Source organism: Phytopseudomonas daroniae (assembly GCF_004327275.1).
Classification (GTDB): domain Bacteria; phylum Pseudomonadota; class Gammaproteobacteria; order Pseudomonadales; family Pseudomonadaceae; genus Aquipseudomonas; species Aquipseudomonas daroniae.
Window position 1 is genome coordinate 215,117 of sequence record NZ_QJUJ01000011.1, and the last position, 17,705, is coordinate 232,821.

Genomic DNA, 17,705 nt, shown 5'->3' on the forward strand with positions numbered 1-17,705 from the left:
GCACGCCCCAAGGAGAACGCCATGACTCGATCTGCCGTCGTATCAATCCCTCACGTAGAACTCGACCTGTTCCCCGTTGCCGGCCGCATCGGCGCCGAGGTGCGCGGTGTGCAACTGTCCGCGAGCCTCGACGAAGCCAGCGTAGATGCAATTGGGCAAGCGCTGCTGCGCTACAAGGTGCTGTTCTTCCGCAACCAGATGCTGGATGACGCTCAGCAGGAGGCCTTTGCCAAACGCCTCGGCGAGCCGGTGGCCCATCCCACCGTGCCGGTGCGTGATGGCAGCAGCTACCTGCTGGAACTCGACAGCGCGCAGGGTGCCAGGGCCAATACCTGGCACACCGATGTGACGTTCGTCGATGCCTACCCCAAGGCCTCGATCCTGCGCTCGGTGCTGGTGCCGTCCGCGGGTGGCGACACGGTGTGGGCCAATACCACTGCGGCCTACGAGGATCTGCCCGTCGAACTGCGCGAGCTGGCTGACAGGCTGTGGGCGGTGCATAGCAACGATTTCGACTACGCAGCGAAAAGACCCGACGCCGACCCGGTACGCCTGGAACAGTATCGCAAGGTATTCGCCTCCACGGTGTACGAAACCGAGCATCCACTAGTGCGCGTGCACCCAGAAAGCGGTGAACGCACCTTGCTGCTGGGCCATTTCGTCAAACGCATCAAGGGCCTTTCCCAGCACGATTCGCAGCGCCTGTTCGAGGTTTTTCAGGGTTATGTGACTCGTCTGGAGAACACCGTTCGCTGGCGCTGGAGCAATGGCGACGTCGCGATCTGGGACAACCGCGCCACCCAGCACTACGCGGTCAATGACTACGGCGACCAGCCTCGCATCGTGCGCCGCGTAACCCTGGCCGGTGATGTGCCGATGAGCATCGACGGCCAGCGTAGCAGAACCATCAGCAAATCCTGACCTGTGCCTGCCACCTGCGTGGCAGGGCAAACCCATTACTCAAGGTGAACGACCATGACCCAGACCACCCACGTGCTGCAGCCGGCAGCGACCCATGATGACTTTCGTATCGAGCCCCAGCAGGCACCGCTGGGGGCCATTGTCCACGGCCTGGACGCCCGGCTGACGCCGAGTGCGGAGCAGATTCTGCAACTCAAGCGGGCCTTGCGCGATCACCACATTCTGATCTTCCGTGGCCAGCAGCTCGACGACGGGCAATTCCTGCAATTCACCTCCTGGTTCGGCTCGGTGTTTCAGCCGCATCCGGACTTTCTAGTGCTATCGTCCGGTGCGGACGGCAAGGCACCGGATATCGTCAAGGTGGCCAATACCGAGGATGGTGAGCTCGGTAATAACGAGCTGCCGGCCCATTCGGATCACCACTGGACGCCCACGCCCTCAAGCGGTTCGCTGCTGTATGCCCAGGAAGTCCCGCAGGACGGCGGCGAAACGGTATGGACGAACCTGGCATTGGCCTATAGCACGTTGGACGAGCAGACCAAGGCGGAGATCGAGGGACTGCGGCTGATCAACTACAACCCTTTCGTGCGCCTGCGTAACGGTGATTACGGGCGTATGGGAGCGATTACCTATCGCACGCCGGAAATCGAGCCGATCCAGGGCACCGAGCATCCGCTGGTGCGTACCCATCCCGAGAGCGGCAAGCGCCTGCTGTATCTCGGTGTGCGCACGGAAGTGGAGCTGGCCGGCGTCGAGCCCGAGCGTGGCCAGGCACTGATCGCGCGTCTGCGCGAGCACCTGGCCAGGCCCGAGCTGTCCTACACCCATCGCTGGCAGGTGGGCGATATCGTCTACTGGGACAATCAGGCCACCCTGCATGCACGCAACGCCTTTCCGGCCGAACAGCGCAGGCGGCTGCAGCGAATCAGCCTGGCGGGAAGCCGGCCGTTTTAAAGCAGTGGCAAGCGTCAAGCCACAAGCGGCAAGCTGCCCGTGGTAGAGGAGGGCCATGTGGACAACGCGAAGCTTGTCCACCGAGCGGGCGATGAGGTCATTACGATTGGCGCCTGGCCACCACGGCAAACAGGTGCCAGTGCTTGGCGCGGCCGACGGCGGTCTGGCCCGGGCGGTCGATTTCCTGCAGGTCGATGATCTGCCAGTGCTGGAGCAGGGCTGCGACCTCGGCGCGGGTGTGGATGGTCAGGCCGTCCGAGGCCCAGTCGTCGCGCTCGCCGAAGAAGTGCCCGGCGAACAGGCCGCCGGGTTTCACGGCCTGCTCGATGCGTCGCCAGAGCCCGGGAAAGTCAGCGGGCGCGCAGAATGGCAGGGCGAAGCTGCCGTTGATCAGTTCGGCGGCGGGCAGCTCGACGCCCTGGAACGGGCTGCAGGTGCAGCGCAGGGCCGCGTGCTGCTCGCCGGGCACCAGCGGTTGCAGGTAGTCGAAGGCCAGCGGTTCGGCATCCACCGCCAGCACCTGCCAGCCCTGACGCAGCAGCTCCAGGGTGTCGCGGCCGGCGCCACAGCCCAGATCCACGGCCAGGCCGGGTGGCGCCTGCCAGTGTTGCAGGGCCAGCAGCAGCGAGGGCATTGCCGGTGCGCCCTTGGTGTTCTCGTAGAAGCGCCGGGGATCCATCAGAACGGCGCCGGGCACTCGAAGCGCTGGCGTTCGCCGGTTTGTGGGTGAGTCAGGCTGAGCATGCTGGCGTGCAGGCACAGGCGCGGGTAGGCGGCCAGGGCCTGTTCATGGGCATAGAGACCATCGCCGAGCAGCGGATGACCGATGGACAGCATGTGCACGCGCAACTGGTGCGAGCGGCCGGTGATCGGGGTCAGCTCGACGCGGCTGTAATCGGCATGGCGCTCGAGTATGCGCCAGAAGGTCAGGGCGTGTTTGCCGTGTTCATGGTCGACCACGTGGCGCGGTTTGGTCGGTGGGTCGTAACGCAGGGGCAGGTCGATGCTGCCGCTGTCGCCCTCGGGCGAACCCCAGCACAAAGCGGTGTAGGCTTTTTCCGTTTCGCGGTCGTGGAACTGCCGGGACAGCTCGCGGTGGCTGTCGGCATCACGGGCGAGGACGATCAGGCCCGAGGTTTCCCAATCCAGACGATGCACGATACGTGCTTCGGGGTAGCCGTTTTCCTGCAGGCGGGTGACCAGGCAATCCTTGTTGTCTTCGGCGCGACCGGGCACCGAGAGCAGCAGGGTGGGCTTGTTGATCACCAGCAGGGCGGCATCCTGATGGACGATTTCGATTTGGCTGAGCGGCATGGGCGTTCTGTTGGTTGGGCGATAAAAACGAAAAGCGGCCATCGGGGCCGCCATTCGGGGAGCGAGTTACCGCAGAAGGTCGATGTCGTCTTCGGCATCGCCTGGTGGGTTACGCAGCGCACTGACTCTGGTAGTGAATTGAAGGTCACGACCAGGCGCTGCTAACCCACCCTACGGTACGCGGATCAACGATCCGGCAGGGTGATGTTCAATTCCAGAATCGAACAGCTGCCCTGGTTTTCCAGTGCGACCTGAACCTGATCGGAATCGATGGCAACGTACTTGCGGATCACCTCGACCAGTTCCTGCTGCAGGGCAGGCAGGTAATCTGGCTGGGTGCGCTGGCCACGTTCGTGGGCAACGATGATCTGCAGGCGCTCTTTGGCGATGGAGGCAGTGGCTTCCTTCTTGCGCGAACGCAAGAAGTCAAAAATATTCATTCTCGACCTCCAAACAGACGTTGCAGGAAGCCCTGCTTCTTCACATCAAGGAAGCGGTGCACCACTTCCTTGCCGAGCAAACGATCCACTGCATCGCTGTAAGCCTGGCCGGCATCGCTCTGATCATCGAGGATCACGGGCACGCCCTGGTTGGACGCCTTGAGCACGGCCTGGGATTCCGGGATCACGCCGAGCAGGCGGATGGCGAGGATTTCCTCGACGTCTTCCACGCCGAGCATTTCACCGCGGGTCACGCGCTCCGGGTTGTAGCGGGTCAGCAGCAGGTGTTCCTTGATCGGCTCACCGCCTTGTTCGGCGCGGCGCGATTTGCTGGCCAGCAGGCCGAGCATACGGTCGGAGTCGCGTACCGAGGAGACTTCCGGGTTGGTCACCACGATCGCTTCGTCGGCGAAGTACATGGCCAGGTGGGCGCCTTTCTCGATACCGGCCGGCGAGTCACAGACCACGTATTCGAAGTTTTCGCGCAGTTCGTTGATGACCTTTTCCACGCCTTCCAGGGTCAGGGCATCCTTGTCACGGGTCTGGCTGGCGGCCAGCACGTACAGGTTCTCCAGACGTTTGTCCTTGATCAGGGCCTGGGACAGGGTGGCTTCGCCGTTGACGACGTTGACGAAGTCGTACACCACGCGGCGTTCACAGCCCATGATCAGGTCGAGGTTACGCAGGCCGACGTCGAAGTCGACGATGACGGTCTTGTGGCCGCGCAGGGCGAGGCCGGTACCGATGGCGGCGCTGGTGGTGGTTTTACCGACGCCACCTTTGCCGGAAGTGACTACGAGGATCTTGGCCAAGGTGATTCACCCCAAAAATGAATAAGAAACAGGAACCTGCCAGCAACTGGTGGTCTGTCGAAAAAATCCGTTGAGCAGGGCTCTGGTGCGACTCGCAAGGCGGGAAAAGCGATTCGCTTCAGGCGCCGAGCGATGCCGACTGGCTGTTTGCCAGTGATTGTTTTGACAGTCTGCCTGAAGGCTTCCAGATGCCCTTTATGTCCGTTAAAAGTGGCGGCAGTATCCGTTAAAGACGGGTTATGTTCAACACGTCACCCGTCAGGCCAACCTGTACCGCACGCCCCCAGTTCGGGTCACGACGCAGGTCTTCGGCAACCTTGTACTGACCCGCGATGGAGAGCAGTTCCGCGCCCATCTGCTGGCAGAAAATCCGTGCCTGACGATTGCCCTTGATACCGGCCAGAGCGCGGCCGCGCATAGGGGCGTAAACATGGATGTTGCCATCGGCGAGAAGTTCCGCACCGGCACTGACCGGAGCGAGCACCACCAGATCGCAACCCTGGGCGTAGATCTGCTGGCCGCCACGCACCGGCGTGGTGACCACACGGGTCGGTTTGACTTCGGGCTCGGCCGGTTTGGCGGGTGGCTCCTGCGGTTTCGGCGCCGGGTCGATGATTCGCTCGCGGGCACCGGAGGGTGGCAGCACCGGTAGATCCAGTGCGTTGGCTGCGGCGATATCCTCTTCGCGGTTGGCGCGCACGGCCAGGGTACGCAGGCCGTGCTTGCGGCACAGGGTCATCAGCTCGCCGAGATCGAGGCTGCCTTCATCCTTCGGCAGTTTGTCGAGGGCCAGCACCAGCGGGGTGTTGCTGAAGAAGTTCGGGGCCTGGGCGACTTTCTCCGCCAGTTGCAGGTCTAGGCGGGCGAGGTCGTTGTGCGCCAGTTCCATCACGGTGATGGCCAGCATGCTGCCTTTGAGCTGGAACACGGGGTCTTGGTCGAGGAGATCAGCTTGGCTCATGGTCTGCCTGATACGGCCTTGGAAAAGTAGCGGGACTTATAACGAGAACGGCGGCGAGGCTCAAGGGTAAAAGCAGCAACCTTCGTTCGATGCTCGGGCTTTCAGTGACAACGCCACGAAACATTGGTGCCTCGGTTGCCTATATAGAGAGGTGCGTGGTTGCGAGCAGGGCAGGTGCGAGCTATGTTGCCGGCACTTTCACCAGTGGGCCGCTTCGTCTGCAAGCGTGCCGATGCAGCCCGGGAGGGGCATGAGCACGTCACCCATCCATATCGCCCGCGTCCAGGCGAGCGATATCGCCGAGTTGGTCGATTTCGTCATGGCTGCCCGTGCGGAAATCTTCCCCATGCTCGACGCAACGGTATTGCCGGCGGATCTGCAGTATTTCGAGCAGGTGTACCTGGATGGCGAGGATGGTGGTTTCTGGCTGGCGCGCTGTGACGACGAGATCGTCGCGGCCGTTGGTTATCTGCCTTATGACCACCGATTCCCTCAGCTCGACTATGTCGGGCGCCGAACCGTGGAGATCGTGCGTCTGTTCGTTGCTCGGCAATTTCGCCGCTTCGGCCTGGCCAGGGCGTTATATGCGCGGCTGCGCGAGCATGCCGCCGCTGCCGGTGTGCAGGTGCTCTACCTGCATACTCATCCCTTTCTACCGGGCGCCATCCGCTTCTGGGAAAAGCAGGGGTTCGCCGTCGTCGATGTCGAAGCCGATCCGCTCTGGCAGACGACGCATATGCAGTGGCTGCTGCCCGACTTGAGCTAGAGTCAGAGCCGGTCAGGCCTCGGAAACCTATTGAATGTCAGCGTGCCGGTGGCGCTGGTGCTGTTGTTCGCCTTCTGCTGCGGCGCCATCGTCGCCAATCTCTACTACGCTCAGCCGATCACCGAGCTGATCGCGCCAGCCGTGGGCCTGTCGATGCACAAGGCCAGCCTGACCGTTTCCCTGACCCAGATCGGCTACGCCCTGGGCCTGCTGTTTCTGGTGCCACCGGCTCGGCCATCGCCAGCCCGATCTACGAAAGCTTTGGCTGGCAGGGTGCAGCACTGATCGGCGGAACATTCCCCGCGCTGGCGCTGCTGCTGGCTTTATGGGCGGGATGGCGAGCTGTTGCACTGCAAACGGTCGAGCAGGGCGTTCGGCCACGCTGATTAACGCGGTAATCCTGGCAGCGCTGGTACGTGCCGGTCATGCCGTGATTGCCTTTTGCCAGTCTGGCGACTTACAGCATTTGCCGATCATCGGGCGTTGCAGCGGATCATGTCGATGTACCGAGTGCTGAGGAACCCGCCCGTTTCACTGCTGTCTTTGTGCAGTCGGCCAAACCGAGCAGGCAGCATGGCTTTGGGCCATTTGCGCTGTGTGACTCGCCTTCACAACAAGTTGCCTGGTCGACGTTAGCGCGCTGTGTCGCATTGTGTTCCACCGCCGAGTGAAGATCGTTTTTATGTCCCTAGCCCGCCCTTTTTCCGTCTCCTTTTCCCTGCCGCAGGTTCGCGTGCTCGGGGCTTCGCTGCTGTCCGGTTTGCTGCTGATTGCGGCGCCGGTTCACGCTCAGCAGGCCAGCGACAACGTGCGCTGGGTCAGTGACAGTTTGAATACCTATGTGCGCAGCGGTCCGACCGATGGCTACCGCATCGTCGGTACGCTCAGTTCTGGTATGCGCGTACAACTGCTGCGCACCCAGGGCGATTACAGCCAGGTGCGTGGCGAGAATGGCAATGCCGTGTGGATCGCCAACCGTGACCTTCAGGAAGTGCCCGGCCAGGCCGAGCGACTGCCGCAACTGGAGCAGAAGGTGACCGAGTTGAGCAGCGAACTCGAAGGCATCAACGACACCTGGAAAACCCGCGTGCAAGGCATGCAGGAGACCTTGGATTCGCGCAAGACCCTGATCGACGAGCTGGAAGCCAGCCGCAGCGCCCTGGACATCGAACTGAATCAGGCCCGCTCGGAATTGCGCGAAGCCCAGGCACAACTGGGTAGCGAGCAGAAGCAGGTGCTGATGCGCTACATGGTCTACGGTGGCAGCATCGCCGGTGCCGGCCTATTGGCTGGCTTGATCCTGCCGACCATGTTCCGGATACGTCGCAAACGCAACGATCAGTGGGTGTAACCGATCTCGGGGCGAAGCGATCGTAGCCATTCTGCGATATCGCATCACGGCCACGAATCGCCGCGGGGCGTGGCTCCTACCAAATTGCGGAAGCCAACGCCGCGTAGGAGCCCCGATCTCGGGGCGAAGTGATCGTAGCCATCCTGCGATATCGCATCACGGCCACTAATCGTTGCAGCGCGGTTCCTACAACATCGCGTGAAGCCTCCAGCCACGTACAAGCCCCGATCTTCGTACTCAATCCGTCCCTGTCGCCACCGCCGCACGAATGGCTTCCAGCAGCATCATGCAGGCCGGGTTGTCGTTGTTGCTGCGCCAGGTCAGGTGCAGTTCGCTCTGGATGCCTTCGCCCAGGTCGATCTCGCGGAAGGTCACGTTCCTGAACACCACGTTGGTGGCGCAGCGCGGCACCATGGCCAGGCCCATGCCGGCGTTGACCAGTGCCAGAATGGTCAGTGACGACCCCAGCCACTGCACGTATTCGGGGGCCACGCCGGCCGAGCGGAACATGCCGGTCAGCAGTTCGTTGAACGGTGGGTAGGCCGCGTGGGAATACATCAGAAAAGGTACGCCATCCAGATCCTCGACCCTTGCCTGATCCGCCGTGGCCAGGGGGTGCTGATTCGGGATGGCCAGCACGAACGGCTCACGCACCAGGCATTCGTTTTCGTAACCCGCCTGCAGCAATGGCTGGCGCACGATGCCCAGATCGATACGGCGGGTGCGTAGCGCTTCGTGCTGCTGGTGGGTGTTCATCTCGCTCAGGGAAATCTTCACCTGGGGCTGATTCAGCCGTGCCTCGGCAATCACCCTGGGCAGGAATTCATACACCGCACTGCCGACGAAACTGATGCTCACCGAGCCGATATCGCCTGCCGCGAAGCGCCGCGCCGAGGCTGCTGCCTGGTGGGCGCGTTCCAGCAGATGCTGGGCTTCGATGAAGAAGGCCCGGCCTGCCGCGGTGAGTGCGACGCTGCGGGTGCTACGGGTGAACAGTTCGACACCAAGGCTGTGCTCGAGCAGCTGGATCTGCCGGCTTAGCGGCGGCTGGGTCATGTTCAGCCGTTCGGCGGCGCGGCGAAAGTTGAGTTCGGTAGCCACGGTGGTGAAGCAGCGCAACTGGGCGAGTTCGAACATTGATCTAATCCTGGTATCAATCGAGTGCCAATCTAGATTAGACGGGATCAATGTCCGCGTACATGATCGGCGCATCCCACAAAAACAATCCTCGGGAGCGCCCCAATTGAATAACGTCCAGAGTTCTGCCGACCCGCAGGTTGTCGCCCGCGCGGTCTCCAAGGTGAAACGCCACGTCTTGCCGCTGTTCGTGGTCATGTTCATCGTCAACTACATCGACCGGGTGAACATCGGCTTCGTCCGCAGCCACCTGGAAACCGACTTGGGTATCGGTGCCGCGGCCTACGGTCTGGGTGCCGGCCTGTTCTTCATCGGTTACGCACTGTTCGAAGTGCCCTCGAACATGCTCCTGCAGCGTTACGGCGCCAAGATGTGGCTGACCCGCATCATGTTCACCTGGGGCATCGTCGCTACCGCGATGGCCTTCGTGCCCAACGAAACCTGGTTCTATATCCTGCGCTTCCTGCTTGGCGTCGCCGAGGCCGGGTTCTTTCCAGGCGTGGTGTATTACTTCACCAAGTGGCTACCCGCCGGTGAGCGTGGCAAGGCCATGGCCATCTTCCTCAGCGGCTCGGCCATCGCCTCGATCATCTCCGGTCCGCTGTCCGGCTTGCTCCTGCAGATCGACGGCCTGGGCATGAAGGGCTGGCAGTGGATGTTCTTCATCGAAGGCATGTTCTCGGTGCTGCTTTGCGGTTTCGTCTGGTTCTGGCTGGATTCGCTGCCCAAGGACGCCAAATGGCTGACTCGCGAGGAAAGCCAGGCGCTGACCGACTGCATCGACGAAGAACAGCGTCAGCGCCAACTGGCGGCAGGGGAGACCGGCGCGGTCAAGCACTCGGCGTTCACGCTGTTGCGCGACCCGCAGATCATGCTGTTCTGTTTCCTGTACTTCTCCATCTCGCTGACCATCTACGGCTGCACCTTCTGGCTGCCGAGCATCATCCGCTCGATGGGCGGGCTGGATGACCTGCAGATTGGCCTGTTCAATTCGGTTCCGTGGATCATCTCGGTGGCCGCCATGTATGCCTTCGCCAGTCTGGCGGCGCGCTACAAGTGGCAACAGGCGTGGGCATCGGCGGCGTTCGTGATCGCCGCGTTCGGGCTGTTCATGTCCACCACCGGCGGGCCGATCTTCTCCTTTATCGCCATCTGTTTCGCGGCCATCGGCTTCAAGGCTGCGTCCTCGCTGTTCTGGCCGATTCCCCAGGCGTATCTGGACGCTCGTATCGCCGCTGCAGTGATCGCCCTGATCAACTCGGTGGGCAGCCTGGGTGGCTTCGTCGCCCCAGCCACCTTCGGTTACCTCGAAGAACACACCGGTTCCATCGAAGGTGGCCTGATCGGCCTGGCCGTGGTCTCGCTGATCGCCGGCATTCTGGTGTTCATGACCAAGACCAGCAAGGGCGCCAAAGGCAAAGACAATGGCATTACCTCCAAGCCGGCCGTATCGCCAGCTTGAAAAACTATCTGCGTGGCTACAAAAGCCCCGCGAACGCGCTGGCCAGCCAGCGCAGCAACATCTGTCAGATTTCGGAGTGTGAGTTATGAAGATCAAACAGGTTCGCGTAACGCCGATTGCGTTTCGAGACGCACCGCTGCTCAACGCCAGTGGGATTCACGAGCCTTACGCGCTGCGCTCGATCATCGAAGTGGAAAGCGACAACGGCTACATCGGTCTGGGTGAAAGCTACGGTGATGCGCCGGTGCTCAGCGTGTTGCAAGCCATGCAGGAGTCTCTGGTCGGTCTCGATCCGTTCGATCTCAACGGCCTGCGTGCCCGTGTCGTGAAAACCGTCGCCGCGCTGAAGCCCGGCACTGCTGGCGCCGAGCTGGCGCCTGGCTCTCACCCGAGCAAGCAGGTGGCGAACGCCTACTCGGCCTTCGAGGTGGCCTTTCTCGACCTGCAGGCGCGCGCTCTGGGCATGCCTCTGGTCGATCTGCTGGGTGGCGCGGTGCGTGACGAAGTGCCGTTCAGCGCCTATCTGTTCCTCAAGTACGCCGAGCATGTGGGCTCGCCCTACAAGCCGGATCGCTGGGGTGAAAGCATCAGCCCCGAGCAGATCGTTGCCCAGGCACGCACCATGATCGAGGAGAACGGCTTCAAGAGCATCAAGCTCAAGGCCGGTACCTTGCTCGGCCCGGAACACGAAGTCGCCTGTATCAAGGCGCTGCGTCAGGCGTTCCCGGGTACGCCGCTGCGCATCGACCCCAACGGTAACTGGTCCGTGGAAACCTCGCTGCGCATGGCCGAGCTGATGGGCGATGACCTGCAGTATTACGAAGACCCGTGCCCTGGCCTGGAAGGCATGGCCGAGGTGCACAAGCGCACCGGCATTCCGCTGGCGACCAATATGGTGGTCACCGACTTCGACGAATTCCGCCGCAGCGTGGCCCTGAACAGCGTGCAGATCGTGCTCGCCGACCACCATTACTGGGGTGGCCTGCGTGATACGCAGATCCTGGCGCGCATGTGCGACACCTTCGGTCTGGGCGTATCCATGCACTCCAACTCGCACCTGGGCATCAGCCTGATGGCCATGACTCATGTGGCAGCGGCCGTGCCGAATCTGTCCTACGCCTGCGATACCCACTACCCCTGGCAGGAGCCGGATGAAGAGGTGATCAAGGGCGGCAAGCTGCCCATCGGCGACGGTTGCGTGAAGCTCAACCGCACGCCTGGGCTGGGTGTCGAGCTGGATTACGACCAACTGGCCAAGCTCAACGACCAGTATCTGACCTGCGGCATTCGCCAGCGCAACGACGTGACCCAGATGCAGAAGTACGACCCGAGCTGGAAAGCCCTGAAACCACGGTTCTGAACCCTGTCTTGCCGAGGTGGCCAGAAATGGCCACTTCGGCTTCGCTTAGTGCGGCAGTTCTGCCGTGTACAGCAGATTCCTCGCCTCAGCGCTGCCAATCACCCGCGCATACTCGCCCTGCAGATTGGCCAGCGCCATGGCATGTACCTCTTCGGCGCTGCGTGACACGCCGTTGTAATCGACCTTGGCAAAGGCGAAGCACGCATCTGCCGCGACATGGGTGGCGAACCCCAGATTGCTGGCCGACCGCGCCGTGCCCTCGACGGAATTGTTGGTACTGACGCCGACGATCACCAACGACTCGATCCCCCGAACCCGCAGCCAGCGCTCCAGCGCGGAGTTGATGAACGCATCGGGTACGTTCTTCTCGACCACATGTTCATCAGGCAAAGGCTGCAGTGGGGGCTGAAATTCGACCCCGGATTGCCCCGGCGCGAAAAGCGATGTGGACGACCTCGATATATGACGCACGTGCACGATCGGAGCGCGCGCCTGTCGCCAGGCCTGCAAAAGCTCTGCGATACGTGTCGGCGCTTCGGGATTGTTGCGTTCCCCGGCAGCCGCCTCGAGCATGCCGCGCTGCATATCGATAATGATCAGAGCCGGTTGGGTCATGGATGAAGCCTCGTTTTTGGGGACTCGGGCACTTCTGGGTGGATTTTCCTACCTACAGCCTGCGTGATTCCTGATCAGGCATTGCATCTTGCACGACCGAATAATGGTCACCGTGCAGGATGCATAGTTCAATTAGTTTTTTTATAAATTTAATCGTTATAAATCAATGACTTATTTTTTGTAAGAGGCTGGCATGCACTCTGCAATAACCCTCTCGACAAAGGAAAACCACACAGAGGGTACGAGCCATGCAATACGCCATCCAGCAGCTGATCGAAAATCTCCCGGATCATGTTGTCGATTTCAAGAAGCGCCCCGACGGGATGTTGCTGATGACCTTGCGCAAGGACAATGAAGTGGTGTTCGTGAAGGCGATCGATTGCCAGACCGTGGTCTGCGAAACCCGCGTACAGGCCCTGCTGCATGAAATCATGCGTGACAGCAAACTGGTCAGCGGCGAGATCAACTGGAAAGGTCAGGGTGCTCAGTGGATCGACCGCACGCTGCCGACCTTCACCGGTGCACCGATCAACCCGACTGCCGCCAAGATGATGTGGGCACGTCGTGCTCGCGATGGCGGCTACCGCGCTATCGCCTAGAAGCAGCTAGAACATTCGGAAGCCCCGCATAAGCGGGGCTTTCTGCATCTGCAGTATTCGATTCTGCGGGTTAGCGCGCTTGACCGACGCCCTGTATCGGGCGCCGGCTGCGTGGGTCAGCCCGCCAGTACGCTGTCGACCAGCGCCTTGGCTTCTTCCTGAATGCGTTGCAGATGGGCATCGCCCTCGAAGCTTTCGGCGTAGATCTTGTAGACATCCTCGGTGCCGGATGGGCGGGCGGCGAACCAGCCGTTGTCGGTGACCACCTTGAGCCCGCCAATGGCTGCACCGTTGCCCGGTGCTTCGGTGAGGATCGCGGTGATCGGCTGGCCGGCCAGTTCGCTGGCGGTCACTTGGGAGGCGGACAGCTTACCGAGGCGGGCTTTCTGCTCACGGTCGGCGGGTGCGTCGATACGCTGGTAGACCGGCGCACCAAAACGCTCAGTCAGCGCTGCGTAGCGTTCACCCGGATCCTTGCCCGTCACGGCGGTGATCTCTGCCGCCAGCAGGCCGAGGATGATGCCATCCTTGTCGGTGGACCAGGCGCTGCCGTCCTTGCGCAGGAAGGAAGCGCCAGCAGACTCCTCGCCACCGAAGCCGAAGCGGCCTTCGATCAGCCCGTCGACGAACCACTTGAAGCCCACCGGCACTTCCACCACTTCACGACCGATGCCTTTGGCGACACGGTCGATCATCGAGGAGGACACCAGGGTCTTGCCGATGGCGGCCTGGGCAGCCCATTGCGGGCGGTGGGTGAACAGGTACTCGATGGCCACGGCCAGGTAGTGGTTGGGATTGAGCAGGCCCACCGAGCGGGCGACGATGCCGTGGCGGTCGTGGTCGGTATCGCAGGCGAAGGAGACGTCGAAGCGATCCTTGTTCTCGATCAGGCCGGCCATGGCGTGGGGCGAGCTGCAATCCATGCGGATCTTGCCGTCCCAGTCGACGCGCATGAAGCGGAAGGTCGGGTCGACGCGGGTCGACAGCACCTCCAGCGGCAGGCCGAAGCGCTCGGCGATACGTGTCCAGTAATGCACACCGGCACCGCCCAGCGGATCGACGGCGAACGTGAGGCCGGAGCCGCGAATCGCCTGCAGGTCGAGTACCTGCTCGAGATCGCCGACATAATTTTCGATGAAGTCGTAACGCTGGGTGGTCGGTGCTTTCAGGGCGCTGGCGTAGTCGATGCGTTGCACGCCCTTGAGGCCTGCCCCGAGCAGTTCGTTGGCGCGCTCCTGAATCCACTTGGTGACGCCGGTGTCCGCCGGGCCGCCGTTGCTGGCGTTGTACTTGAAGCCGCCGTCGGCAGGCGGGTTATGCGACGGCGTGATGACAATGCCGTCGGCCAGGCCGCTGCTGCGCCCTCGGTTGTAATCGAGGATCGCTTTGGAGATCGCGGGGGTCGGCGTATAGCCAGGCTCGCCAGCGGTTTCGCTGCAGCCGGCATCGATACGGGTTTCGATGCGGTTGGCGGCCAGCACTTCCAGCGCGGAGACGAAGGCCGGCTCGGACAGCGCGTGGGTGTCCATGCCGATGAACAGCGGACCGTCGATGCCCTGGCCGCGGCGGTAATCGCAGATCGCCTGGGTCACCGCGAGGATGTGCCATTCGTTGAAGCTGTTCTTCAAGGACGAGCCGCGATGGCCCGAGGTACCGAATGCCACTTGCTGTGCGGGGGCGCTCGGATCCGGACGTTCGCTGTAGTAGCGTGATACCAGGCGCGGCAGATTGGCCAGGCTGTGCTCGTCGGGAAGGCGTCCCGCGTTGCTGTGGATGCTCATCAATCGTTCCTTTGCTGGGATGAAGGGGCCAGGCGGCTATCGCAGCGCGCGAGGCGTCGGACTCGGAGGTTCGACACCACGGCGGTGGTCTGGAGTTCCCCATACTCGTGGCCACGGATGATAAAGGCTGCATGACAAAGCGCCAGCGCCTTGTGCCGGACGCCAAGCATGGTCAACGAGCTGCCAGGCTGGCTATGATGCAGACCATGAGCCTATCGATGCCGATCCGCCATCCCTGTCCACCTGGCGCTTGCGACTGCGAGCGGGAGCGGTTGCTGGAAACGCCTACTGGCGATCAGCGTATCCTGCTGCTGACCAGGGCGGAGGAAAAGCGTCTGCTCGAACGCCTGGAGAACCTCGCCAGCCTCGAGGAGCTCGAGCGTATGCAGCAGCGCATGTTCGAACAGTTGGGCATTCGCGTGGAGATTGCGCCTGGTTTCAATGAAGTGCGCAGCATGCGTGGCATCGCCATCGAGGTAACGACCTTTCCCGGCCTGTGCCGAAAAACCCGCCAGGCGATTCCCGCCGCCATCCGCCGTGGTCTGGAGCGACGCCCGGAAATCGCCTACGCGCTGCTCAACGCCCACGACCTGTTTCGCGAGCTTTGAGTCAGTCGCTCCGCATGCTCACAGCGTCTTGCAACCCGCGCCGAGCGTCTGATAGCGGGCATCGAAATCATCGGCCAGTTTCGCGACGGTGATGCTGGATAAACGCTGCAGCAGCAGCGCCTGAGCCTCGTCAAAGGCTTGGGTAAGGGCCTGGTTGACCGCCTGTTCGACCAGGCACTGGGGATGATCGGTGGCCAGGCCGATGCTGAAGATCGACTGCGCGCCGAGCGCCTGGTGAATGTCCAGCAGGGTGATCTGCGCCAGCGGCTTGGCTAGCGACCAGCCACCGTTGTGGCCTTTGTCCGAGGTCACGTAACCCTTGTCGCGTAGCAGGCCCATGGTGCGGCGCACCACTACCGGGTTGGTGTCCAGCATACGGGCGATGGTGTCCGAGGTGGTGCGCTGTTCGTGGCGATCCATATGGATCAGCACATGCAGCATGCGTGACAGGCGGGTGTCGTTTCTCATGGGCGTCTCGAGGTGGAGAGGCGATGGTGTGGAGTATGATTCGTAATGAATACAGTTACGAGAGGTTGACGGACTTTCCAATTGTAACTTATGGTGTTTCGTGAAGGCTCGGGCATCATCCGGGTTCTGCATGGAGGAGTAGCGCCATGAGCTATGACGCAATCATTGTCGGGGGCAGCTATGCCGGCTTGTCCGCCGGCCTGCAACTGGCCCGCGCACGCCGTCGGGTGCTGGTGATAGACGCTGGCGTGCGGCGTAACCGCTTCGCCAGCCATTCCTACGGCTTTCTCGGCCAGGACGGGCGGCCACCCGAAGAAATTGCCGCCGATGGCCGCGCCGAATTGATGGACTACCCGAACGTGACCTGGCTGGTGGGCGAAGCAGCCGAGGCTCGTGGTGACGGCGAGGGTTTCCTGGTGACGCTCGCCAATGGGCAGGTGCAGCCTGGAAGGCGCTTGATTCTTGCCGGTGGCGTGCGTGATGAATTGCCAGCCATCGAAGGCCTGGCCGAGCGCTGGGGGCGCAGCGTCTTTCACTGTCCCTACTGCCACGGTTATGAGCTGGATCTGGGCCGCATCGGCGTGTTGGCTGTCTCGCCAGTGTCGATGCACCACGCGATGATGCTGCCGGACTGGGGCAGCACCACGTTATTTACCAACGGTGCCTTCACGCCTGACGCCGAACAACTGGAACAACTCGCGCGCCGCGGCGTGGTAGTGGAACCGGATCTGGTGCAGTCGATAAGCGGCGAGCGAGTCGATATCAACCTGGCCGATGGCCGCTGCGTCGCCCTTGACGGTTTGTTCGCACTGCCGCGTACCCGCCAGGGCAATACGTTGGCCGAGCAATTGGGCTGTACCCTGGCTGACGGTTCCATGGGGCGCTATCTGCAGACCTCCGAGACTCAGGAAACCAGCGTGCCGGGTGTGTTCGCTTGCGGGGATACGGCGCTGGCTGCGGGCTCCGTGGCCCTGGCTGTAGGAACCGGCGCCAGGGCGGGGGCAGGGGCTCATCAGTCGTTGATCTTTCGTTAGACGAGCGTAGGTCAATGAACAGTATCTGTTAGGGTCTGTTGACGTTTCAGCGCAAGCCGCGTTGCCGCGAGAAATCTCGCCAGGCTAGGCGGAGGACGCCGGTAATGGTGTTCCCTTGCCAAGTCCTCCAACAACGCATGGCGAGATTTCCCGCGCAACCCGCAGGGCCGGGCCCGTTTTGTCGCGATGCTGCGTTTCTCGCCGGCTCATTTGGCCAGCCAAACTTCGCGGCTCGTGCCTTGCCTCGCGGCAAAACGGGCTCCGGCGCGGTCGTGCTGAAATGTCAACAGACCCTAGGGCATACTACCGGCCCCTTCGTACGACCGAATTATCCCGTGCAGATGTCAGGCTTTCGCATCAGAAAAATCGCCGCATACCGATCTTCCCAACGCTTTCTCGGCCGCTGCCTGCTGGTCGTGGCAGCGGCGCTGTGCGCTCCTGGCATGGCCCATGCCGAAGCGAATCTCGCTGCCGGCGAGGCGCTGTTCAAACGCAGTTGTGGCAATTGCCACAACGTCGGGCCGGGGGCGCGCGCAGCCTTCGGCCCTCAGCTCAATGGCATTCTTGGTCGACATGCAGGGTCGACGGGCGACTACCGTTATTCGCCTGCCATGAAGGACTCCAAGGTGGTCTGGAGCCGGGAGACACTCAGCGACTTCATCAGGGATTCCGATGAGGTGGTACCCGGTAACAAGATGCGCTTCTGGGGAATCGGCGATCAGGAAAAGATCGACAGCCTGCTGCTCTATCTACAGTCCCAGCAGGTTCACTAAGAACCTGTTCACGATCTTTCGAGCAATGACAGCAGAAAGGCGATAGCGGCCGGTCGGTGACCCGCGTTGAACCATGGATCACGGCCTTCGGCCCCGGATTACGCCTGCGGCTAATCCAGGCTACGTTCTGGTAAGAAAGGCGATAGCAGACGTAGGGTGGATCGGGGCGCGTAGCTGACGCTCTTTTCATCCACCATTGCGATCGCAAGGTTGGTGGACGGATGAAGCGTCGTCCACCCTTGTATCTCGACTACCTCCTCGCCAGAGGCGATAGTTCCCGACTGATCATCGGGGGAGGAGCTGCAAGCCGTGTCCACCCTAAAGCCTTGAGCTTGTAACGTAGATTGCG

General features: G+C 62.1%; 19 protein-coding genes and 1 pseudogene. 11 read left to right on the forward strand and 9 right to left on the reverse strand.

Going from position 1 to position 17,705, the window contains the following annotated elements; translation table 11 throughout:
- The first annotated feature begins 21 nt into the window (after positions 1-21).
- Both DNK10_RS22260 and DNK10_RS22265 read left to right on the forward strand, forming a co-directional pair.
- The gene (locus DNK10_RS22260; protein WP_131193066.1) at positions 22-921 is read left to right on the forward strand and encodes a TauD/TfdA dioxygenase family protein; all 900 of its coding nucleotides are present in this window, start codon (positions 22-24) and stop codon (positions 919-921) included.
- Between the two features lie 54 nt (positions 922-975).
- Positions 976-1,875 (forward strand): TauD/TfdA dioxygenase family protein, encoded by a 900-nt coding sequence (locus DNK10_RS22265; RefSeq protein ID WP_131179191.1) that lies wholly within the window; start codon positions 976-978, stop codon positions 1,873-1,875.
- Positions 1,876-1,975: 100 nt separating this feature from the next.
- Here DNK10_RS22265 and DNK10_RS22270 read toward each other — a convergent pair whose 3' ends face one another.
- The 5 genes from DNK10_RS22270 to minC form a co-directional block, all read right to left on the reverse strand.
- Positions 1,976-2,554, reverse strand: coding sequence for a class I SAM-dependent methyltransferase (locus DNK10_RS22270; protein WP_208738856.1), 579 nt, complete (start codon positions 2,552-2,554; stop codon positions 1,976-1,978).
- Positions 2,554-3,189 carry an RluA family pseudouridine synthase gene (locus tag DNK10_RS22275; protein ID WP_131193068.1) on the reverse strand — a complete coding sequence of 212 codons (636 nt, stop codon included), beginning with the start codon at positions 3,187-3,189 and terminating at the stop codon, positions 2,554-2,556. Before DNK10_RS22275 ends, DNK10_RS22270 begins: the two co-directional genes overlap by 1 nt.
- Before the next feature lie 185 nt (positions 3,190-3,374).
- Positions 3,375-3,629 carry a cell division topological specificity factor MinE gene (gene minE / locus DNK10_RS22280; RefSeq protein ID WP_042552782.1) on the reverse strand — a complete coding sequence of 85 codons (255 nt, stop codon included), beginning with the start codon at positions 3,627-3,629 and terminating at the stop codon, positions 3,375-3,377.
- On the reverse strand, positions 3,626-4,441 hold the full coding sequence (minD, locus tag DNK10_RS22285) for a septum site-determining protein MinD (RefSeq protein ID WP_131179188.1): 816 nt from the start codon (positions 4,439-4,441) through the stop codon (positions 3,626-3,628). The genes minE and minD overlap by 4 nt, the downstream gene beginning before the upstream one ends.
- A 226-nt stretch (positions 4,442-4,667) precedes the next feature.
- The gene (gene minC, locus DNK10_RS22290; RefSeq protein WP_131193069.1) at positions 4,668-5,402 is read right to left on the reverse strand and encodes a septum site-determining protein MinC; all 735 of its coding nucleotides are present in this window, start codon (positions 5,400-5,402) and stop codon (positions 4,668-4,670) included.
- Between the two features lie 250 nt (positions 5,403-5,652).
- Between minC and DNK10_RS22295 the strand changes: the two genes are divergently transcribed.
- From DNK10_RS22295 to DNK10_RS22305, 3 genes and pseudogenes are all read left to right on the forward strand, one after another.
- A complete protein-coding gene (locus tag DNK10_RS22295; RefSeq protein ID WP_165496024.1) occupies positions 5,653-6,168 on the forward strand; it encodes a GNAT family N-acetyltransferase in 516 nt (171 codons plus the stop codon).
- Positions 6,169-6,198: 30 nt separating this feature from the next.
- Positions 6,199-6,399, forward strand: a pseudogene (locus tag DNK10_RS22300) (MFS transporter); the annotation flags it as partial.
- 451 nt (positions 6,400-6,850) lie between these two features.
- Positions 6,851-7,519: a TIGR04211 family SH3 domain-containing protein gene (locus tag DNK10_RS22305; protein WP_131179184.1), complete on the forward strand. Its 669-nt coding sequence runs from the start codon at positions 6,851-6,853 to the stop codon at positions 7,517-7,519.
- A gap of 237 nt (positions 7,520-7,756) precedes the next feature.
- On the opposite strand, the gene DNK10_RS22310 is transcribed toward DNK10_RS22305, so the two are convergent.
- Positions 7,757-8,656 (reverse strand): LysR family transcriptional regulator, encoded by a 900-nt coding sequence (locus tag DNK10_RS22310; protein WP_131179183.1) that lies wholly within the window; start codon positions 8,654-8,656, stop codon positions 7,757-7,759.
- 106 nt (positions 8,657-8,762) lie between these two features.
- On the opposite strand from DNK10_RS22310, the gene DNK10_RS22315 reads away from it, so the two are divergent.
- Together DNK10_RS22315 and DNK10_RS22320 are read left to right on the forward strand one after the other, a co-directional pair.
- On the forward strand, positions 8,763-10,118 hold the full coding sequence (locus DNK10_RS22315; RefSeq protein ID WP_131193071.1) for an MFS transporter: 1,356 nt from the start codon (positions 8,763-8,765) through the stop codon (positions 10,116-10,118).
- 85 nt (positions 10,119-10,203) lie between these two features.
- Positions 10,204-11,478, forward strand: a complete 1,275-nt coding sequence (locus DNK10_RS22320; protein WP_131193072.1) for a glucarate dehydratase family protein — start codon at positions 10,204-10,206, stop codon at positions 11,476-11,478.
- A gap of 45 nt (positions 11,479-11,523) precedes the next feature.
- Here the strand turns inward: DNK10_RS22320 and DNK10_RS22325 are convergent, their stop codons facing one another.
- The gene (locus DNK10_RS22325) at positions 11,524-12,093 is read right to left on the reverse strand and encodes a cysteine hydrolase family protein (protein WP_131193073.1); all 570 of its coding nucleotides are present in this window, start codon (positions 12,091-12,093) and stop codon (positions 11,524-11,526) included.
- A gap of 248 nt (positions 12,094-12,341) precedes the next feature.
- Between DNK10_RS22325 and DNK10_RS22330 the strand changes: the two genes are divergently transcribed.
- On the forward strand, positions 12,342-12,692 hold the full coding sequence (locus DNK10_RS22330; RefSeq protein WP_131179179.1) for a hypothetical protein: 351 nt from the start codon (positions 12,342-12,344) through the stop codon (positions 12,690-12,692).
- A gap of 116 nt (positions 12,693-12,808) precedes the next feature.
- On the opposite strand, the gene pgm is transcribed toward DNK10_RS22330, so the two are convergent.
- On the reverse strand, positions 12,809-14,473 hold the full coding sequence (pgm, locus tag DNK10_RS22335; protein WP_131193074.1) for a phosphoglucomutase (alpha-D-glucose-1,6-bisphosphate-dependent): 1,665 nt from the start codon (positions 14,471-14,473) through the stop codon (positions 12,809-12,811).
- Positions 14,474-14,679: 206 nt separating this feature from the next.
- On the opposite strand from pgm, the gene DNK10_RS22340 reads away from it, so the two are divergent.
- Positions 14,680-15,081: a hypothetical protein gene (locus DNK10_RS22340; RefSeq protein WP_208738857.1), complete on the forward strand. Its 402-nt coding sequence runs from the start codon at positions 14,680-14,682 to the stop codon at positions 15,079-15,081.
- An 18-nt stretch (positions 15,082-15,099) separates the two neighbouring features.
- Here the strand turns inward: DNK10_RS22340 and DNK10_RS22345 are convergent, their stop codons facing one another.
- Positions 15,100-15,549, reverse strand: a complete 450-nt coding sequence (locus tag DNK10_RS22345; RefSeq protein ID WP_131179177.1) for an Rrf2 family transcriptional regulator — start codon at positions 15,547-15,549, stop codon at positions 15,100-15,102.
- A 146-nt stretch (positions 15,550-15,695) separates the two neighbouring features.
- Here DNK10_RS22345 and DNK10_RS22350 point away from each other — a divergent pair, with 146 nt between their 5' ends.
- Both DNK10_RS22350 and DNK10_RS22355 read left to right on the forward strand, forming a co-directional pair.
- Entirely contained in the window at positions 15,696-16,583 is an 888-nt protein-coding gene (locus tag DNK10_RS22350; protein WP_131193075.1) for an NAD(P)/FAD-dependent oxidoreductase, read from the forward strand.
- Between the two features lie 341 nt (positions 16,584-16,924).
- Complete coding sequence (locus DNK10_RS22355; protein WP_131179247.1) at positions 16,925-17,356, forward strand: c-type cytochrome; 432 nt, start codon at positions 16,925-16,927, stop codon at positions 17,354-17,356.
- Positions 17,357-17,705 lie beyond the last annotated feature (349 nt).